This window comes from Kitasatospora sp. NPDC057198, assembly GCF_042670125.1.
GTDB lineage: Bacteria > Actinomycetota > Actinomycetes > Streptomycetales > Streptomycetaceae > Kitasatospora.
This window is the reverse complement of record NZ_JBHUWH010000461.1, coordinates 1-6,084: the sequence shown is the minus strand read 5'-3', so window position 1 is coordinate 6,084 and position 6,084 is coordinate 1. Positions and strand designations below refer to the sequence as shown.

The window sequence follows — 6,084 nt, the reverse complement described above, 5'->3', positions numbered from 1 at the left end:
GCCCTGCCCCGCCCTGCCCGTCGCGCCCTGCCCGTCGCGCCCGTCGCGCCCTGAGGAGCCCGCCCGATGAACACCCCGCCCTCCCCCGCCCCCGGCCCCGCCCCCGAGCACCTCGACACCGAGCACCTCGACACCGAGCACCTCGACACCGGACGCCTCGACACCGGGCACCTCGACCGGGCCGTCGCCGAGCTGCGCGCGCACGCCGCGTCCTGGACCGCCACCCCGCTCGCCGAGCGGATCGGCCTGCTCGAACGGATGCTCCCCCGGATCGCCGAACGGGCCGGGGCGATGGTCGCCGACGCCGCCCGCGCCAAGGGCTACCCGGCCGACTCCCCGTGGGCCGCCGAGGACTGGGTGACCGCGCCCTGGGCGCTGGCCCAGACCGTCCGCGCCCACCTGCACGTGCTGCGCCGGCTGGCCCGCGGCGAGAGCCCGGTGCCCGCCGGGGCCGTCCACGAGCAGGACGGGCGGACGTACGTCGACGTCTTCCCCGCGACCGCCTCCGACCGCCTGCTGCTGAACGGCTTCGGCGCCCGGGTGTGGACCCTCCCCGGCACCACCCGCGCCCGGGTGCTGGAGCGCGCCGCCGGCGAGTACCGCGGCCGGGCCGGGCGCCCCGCGGTCGCACTGGTCCTCGGTGCGGGCAACGTCCCGGCGATCACCCCGCTGGACGTCCTGCACAAGCTGTACGCGGAGGGGCAGGTCGTCCTCGCCAAGATGAACCCGGTCAACGCCTACCTGCGCCCGCACTTCGAGGAGGTGTTCCGCGAGTTCGTGGACCGCGGCTGGGTCCGGTACGTCGACGGCGGCCCCGCCGAGGGCGCCCACCTCACCGCGCACGACGGCATCGACACCGTGCACGTCACCGGCAGCGAACGCACCCACGACGCCATCGTCTGGGGCACCGACGACCAGGCCGAACGCCGCCGCCGCGAGGACGACCCGCGCATCGACAAGCCGTTCACCAGCGAACTCGGCGGCATCAGCCCGTGCATCGTCGTCCCCGGGCCGTGGAGCGCCGCCGACTTCCGCTACCAGGCCGAGCACATCGCCACCAGCAAGCTCAACAACTCCGGGCACAACTGCGTCGCCACCCAGGTCCTGGTGCTGCCCCGCGACTGGGACGGCACCGAACGGCTGCTCGCCGAAGTCCGGCGCGTCCTGCGCGAGTTGCCGCCGCGCGCCGACTACTACCCGGGCGCGGCCGACCGCCTCGCCGCCGTCGCCCGCGCCCACCCCGACGCCGACCGCACCCGCCCGCTCGTCCCCGACCTCACCGACCCGGCGAGCCCGCTGCTCACCGACGAGGTGTTCGCCAGCGCCCTCGGCGCGGTCCGGCTGCCCGGCGCCGACCCCGCCCGGTTCCTCGCCGCCGCCGTCGGGTTCGCCAACGACCGGCTCCCCGGCACGCTCGGCGCCACCCTGCTCGTCCACCCCCGCACCGAACGCGCCCACCGCGCCGCCGTCGACGGCGCGATCGCCGACCTGCGCTACGGCACCCTCGGCGTCAACTGCTGGTCCGCGTTCGGCTTCCTGCTCGGCTACACCCCCTGGGGCGCGTACCCCGGCCACACCCGGCAGCGGATCGGCAGCGGCACCGGCTTCGTCCACAACGCCTTCCTGCTGGAGGACGTCGAGAAGACCGTCCTGCGCGCCCCCTTCGCCCCCGCCCCGCGCGGCCTGTTCACCGGCTCCCCCTCGCTCTCCCCCCGACCGCCCTACTACGCCACCAACCGCACCGCCCTCACCACCATGCGTCGCCTCACCGCCCACACCGCCGCCCCCTCCGCCACCCGCCTCCCCGGCATCCTGCTCTCCGCCCTGCGCGGCTGACCGCCCCCGCCGCATGGCCGACAGCACGTCAACCCTGTTCCTGTGGTGCCCAGTTGGTGCACAGTTGGACGGTCGTTGACGGATCCTTGGGAGGGGATTGGGCATGGGGCCCGGCACGGGGGAGACAGTGGCCGGCCGGTACCGGCTGGAGCGCCGGATCGGCGCGGGCGGCTTCGGGCAGGTGTGGGCGGCCGAGGACACCGTGCTCGGGGTGCCGGTCGCGCTGAAGGAGATCCGGCTCGCCGGGGCCGGCCCCGACGAGCGGCACGAACTGCGGGTGCGGGCGGCCCGGGAGGCCCGGCACGCCGCGCGGCTGCGCGACCACCCGAACATCGTGACGGTGCACGACGTGGTGGAGGCCGACGGACTGCCGTGGATCGTCATGCAGCTGGTGACCGGCCGCTCACTGGCCGAGGAGCTGCGGACCGCCGGCCCGCTGGACGAGCCCCGGGCCCTCGCCCTGGCCCGGGCCCTGCTGGCCGCGGTGCGGGCGGCGCACGCGGAGGGCATCGTCCACCGCGACATCAAGCCCGCGAACGTCCTGCTGACGGAGCGCGGCGAGATCCTGCTCACCGACTTCGGGATCGCGGTGGACCCGGCCGACACCCGGCTCACCCCCACCAACGCCCTGGTCGGCACCCCCGGCTACACCGCCCCCGAGCGCTGGCAGGGCGCGCCCTCCAGCGGCCCGTCCGACCTGTACTCGCTCGGGGCGACCCTGTACGAGGCCGTCGAGGGCGAACTGCCCTTCCCGCGCTCGAACCCGGTGGCCGCCCTCCTCGACGACCCCCGCAGCCCCCGGCGCGCCGGCCCCCGCCTCACCCCGCTGCTCGCCCTGCTCCTCCAGCGCGACCCCGCCGACCGCCCCGACCCGGCCCAGGCGCTCGCCCTCCTCGACGCCGACCCCGCAGCGTCCCCGGCCCCGCCCACCCCCGCCCGAACCCGGACGCCTACGCCGGCTCCGACTCCGGCTCCGGCTCCCGCTCCCGAGCAGGTGCTGCTCACCGGTACGAAGCCCGGGAGCATCGCCGGACGGACGGTCCGCGGAACGTTCGTGGTCATGATCGCCGGACTGTTCCCGCTGATCACGTACCAGAAGCACCTCCCCGGCCCGGAGCGCTACCACTTCGTCTACTTCGTGGCCCTGGTAGTCCTCGGGGTGCTGCTCAGCGCGGGCCTGAGCGTCCTCGCGCGCCGCCAGGAGAAGCCGGACCGGGTGACGATCGGCCCCAAGGGCTTCACCGTGACCTCCGGCACCGGGCCCCAGGAGCTGTGGTACTCCGTCGACTGGGCCTCGCTGGACCGGGTCGCCCTGACCCCCGACCTGCAGTACGGGACGAGGCGCCTCGTCTCCGAGGTGTCCGTGTGGTTCCGCCCCGGCCGGGAGCCGACCGAGGAGTGGCTCTCCACCTACAAGATCGGCAAGCAGCCGAACGGCAGCTACCACGTCTACCCGTGCCTCAGGTACGTCCCCACTGTGCCGCTCCTCGACTGGGAGGAGCCGCTGCGCGCCCACGCCGGCCCGCTCTACGTCGACTCCCACCCGGCCGCCGGCTCCTGAGCCGCGGGAGCCGCCGGTCACCCCCGGCCGTCGTCGTACGCGCTGGTGCCCTCGTCCAGCAGCGGGCCGTCCGCCGCCGGGTCCGCCTTGAGGTGGGCGGGGGCCAGCGCGCGCAGGCCGTGGTAGCCGAGCAGGACGATCAGGGTGCCCAGCGCGATGCCGCCGAGTTCGAAGTCGTCGGTGAACTTGAGCGTGACGTTGCCGATGCCGACGATCACGCCCGCCGCGACCGGCACCAGGTGCAGCGGGTTGGTCAGGTCGACCCGGTTGTGGATCCAGATCTGCGCGCCCAGCAGGCCGATCATGCCGTACAGCACGACGGTGATGCCGCCCAGCACGCCGCCCGGGATCGCCGCGACGACCGCGCCGAACTTCGGGCACAGGCCGAACAGGATCGCGAAGCCGGCCGCGCACCAGTACGCCGCCGTCGAGTAGACCCGGGTCGCCGCCATCACGCCGATGTTCTCCGCGTACGTGGTCGTCGCCGGGCCGCCCACCGCCGTGGACAGCACCGTCGCGGCGCCGTCCGCCATGATCGCGGTGCCCATCCGGTCGTCCAGCGGGTCACCCGTCATCTCGGAGACCGCCTTCACGTGCCCGGCGTTCTCCGCGATCAGCGCCACCACCACCGGCAGCGCCACCAGGATCGCCGAGGCCGAGAAGCTCGGCGCGTGCAGCGAGGGCAGGCCGATCCACTCCGCCTTGCCGACGCCCGACAGGTCCAGGCGCCAGTGGTCGGTGGCCGCGCCGCCGCCCACCGGGGAGTGGATCTTCCCGAAGAGGCGGTCGAACAGCCAGGAGACGCCGTAGCCGAACAGCAGCCCCAGGAAGATCGCGATCCGCGACCAGAACCCGCGCAGCACCACCAGCGCCAGCGCCGTGAACGCCATCACCAGCAGCGCCGTCCACTGGTCCTGCGGCCAGTACGTCCCCGCCGCGACCGGCGCCAGGTTGAAGCCGATCAGCATCACCACGGCGCCCGTCACCACCGGCGGCAGCACCGTGTGGATCACCTTCGCGCCGAACCCCTGCACCACCGCCCCGCACGCCGCCAGCACCGCACCCACCACCAGCAGGGCGCCCGTCAGCGTCGCCGCGTCCCCGCCCTGGGCCTTGATCACCGCCGCCACGCCGACGAACGACAGGCTGGAGCCCAGGTAGGAGGGGATCCGCCCCTGCGTCACCAGCAGGAAGAACAGCGTCGCCACGCCCGACACCATCACCGCGAGGTTCGGGTCCAGCCCCATCAGCACCGGCGCCACGAACGTCGCCCCGAACATAGCCACCACGTGCTGCGCCCCGAGCCCGACCGTCCGCCCCCAGGACAGCCGCTCGTCCGGCCGCACCACCGCCCCGGGCCGCGGCGCCCGCCCGTCCCCGTGCAGCTTCCACCCGAACCCGACCTTCATCCCGCTCCCCATCTCGCTCACCTGCCGGAACACACGTCGCGCCATGATCCCCCACCGCCGGCGGCGGGTGTGTCCATTGAACGGTGCAACGCGGTTGGGTCGGGTCGACAGCAGCAGGCAGTCGGCGGAACGGCGGTGGTGGGCGCCGTCATCGGCCTTGTCGTCCTGCCGGCGTAGGCTTCGTCAGCGCCCGGCCCGGCTCGAACGGTTCGAGAAGGAGCGAAGGAAGACCCATGCAGCACGCCATCCGATGCGAGATGGACAGTGAGCACCGCAGCGCCGAGGCGCTGACCGATCTCGCCTGGCGGTGGCTGGTCGAGGGCGCGGAGCGCCTGGAGGGTCCGGCTCTCCAGGCTCTCCTCGAGAGCACCGGCCTACCCGAGGACTCGCTCAGGAAGTCCGTGCCGTGCGGCCCGCCCGGAGCCCTGTGGGGCTTCGTGAGCACCAGTACGGTCGACCGGGACACTGGCCGGATCACCAGCCGGAGCAGGGTGCTCACCCGCAAGAACCTCCCGCAACTGCGCAAGTGGCTCGCCGGAGACGTCCAGTTGGCGGAGCTCGCGCTCTGCGTGCTGGACGGCAAGGGCATGCCGGACCGGGAACTGCTGCGGATGGGCGTCGCCCGCAACGAGGACAGCCCGGACTGGATCCGACTCTCTGCCGAGACTCCGGAGGATCGCTTCGGCCCGGCCGAACAGCCCGCCTGGCGGGAACTGTTGCGGGACTTCGCCCGCGAGGTCGACCCGTCCTACGCCCAGATCGGCTACGCCCGCGCGATCGGGCGCACCGAGCACGAGGAGCGGGTCGGCCCGCCGCTCCCCTCGATGACACTGCCGCAGTCACGGCAACTGCTGCGCGGGTACGAGTGGTTGATGGTCGTCCCGCGCGAGATCGCTCGCGCCCTCGGCGGGCCGGCCGCCTTCACCGCGATCGACCCGTACCAGGTCGAGGAACTCCCGGAGGGCGCTGTACTGCTCCAGGTGACGCCCGCATTCGACGGCTTCACCGATCCCTGGATCGAGCGCACCTGGCGGCTGTTGAAGCCCGCTCTGCGCCCCGGCAGGCCGAAGCGCTTCAGCGACCACGTGGAGGCCGACAAGCCGCCGAGCCGGATCTGGTACGCCGATCTCGACTGATCACCGGTTCCCGCCCGCCGACCCGCCGAAAGCTGCCGGTACCGCTGCCTGCCGGGCCGGATACGCCGCCGTGAGCCTCCACTTCGAAGCCCCGCGACGGCGCCGCAGGCCCCCGCCCGCTGAGGTGGCGGGGGTCCTGCGG

Annotated in this window: 4 protein-coding genes; 3 read left to right on the top strand and 1 reads right to left on the bottom strand. The window is 74.1% G+C overall.

The genetic code is table 11. The features are described from left to right. The first annotated feature begins 66 nt into the window (after positions 1-66). Both ACFUEL_RS33075 and ACFUEL_RS33070 read left to right on the top strand, forming a co-directional pair. Entirely contained in the window at positions 67-1,836 is a 1,770-nt protein-coding gene (locus tag ACFUEL_RS33075; protein WP_380240825.1) for an aldehyde dehydrogenase family protein, read from the top strand. A 103-nt stretch (positions 1,837-1,939) separates the two neighbouring features. Then, a complete protein-coding gene (locus ACFUEL_RS33070) occupies positions 1,940-3,397 on the top strand; it encodes a serine/threonine-protein kinase (RefSeq protein WP_380240823.1) in 1,458 nt (485 codons plus the stop codon). A 17-nt stretch (positions 3,398-3,414) separates the two neighbouring features. On the opposite strand, the gene ACFUEL_RS33065 is transcribed toward ACFUEL_RS33070, so the two are convergent. Continuing rightward, complete coding sequence (locus ACFUEL_RS33065) at positions 3,415-4,806, bottom strand: uracil-xanthine permease family protein (RefSeq protein WP_380240827.1); 1,392 nt, start codon at positions 4,804-4,806, stop codon at positions 3,415-3,417. A 233-nt stretch (positions 4,807-5,039) separates the two neighbouring features. Between ACFUEL_RS33065 and ACFUEL_RS33060 the strand changes: the two genes are divergently transcribed. Further along, on the top strand, positions 5,040-5,942 hold the full coding sequence (locus ACFUEL_RS33060; RefSeq protein ID WP_380240821.1) for a hypothetical protein: 903 nt from the start codon (positions 5,040-5,042) through the stop codon (positions 5,940-5,942). Positions 5,943-6,084: the final 142 nt, after the last annotated feature.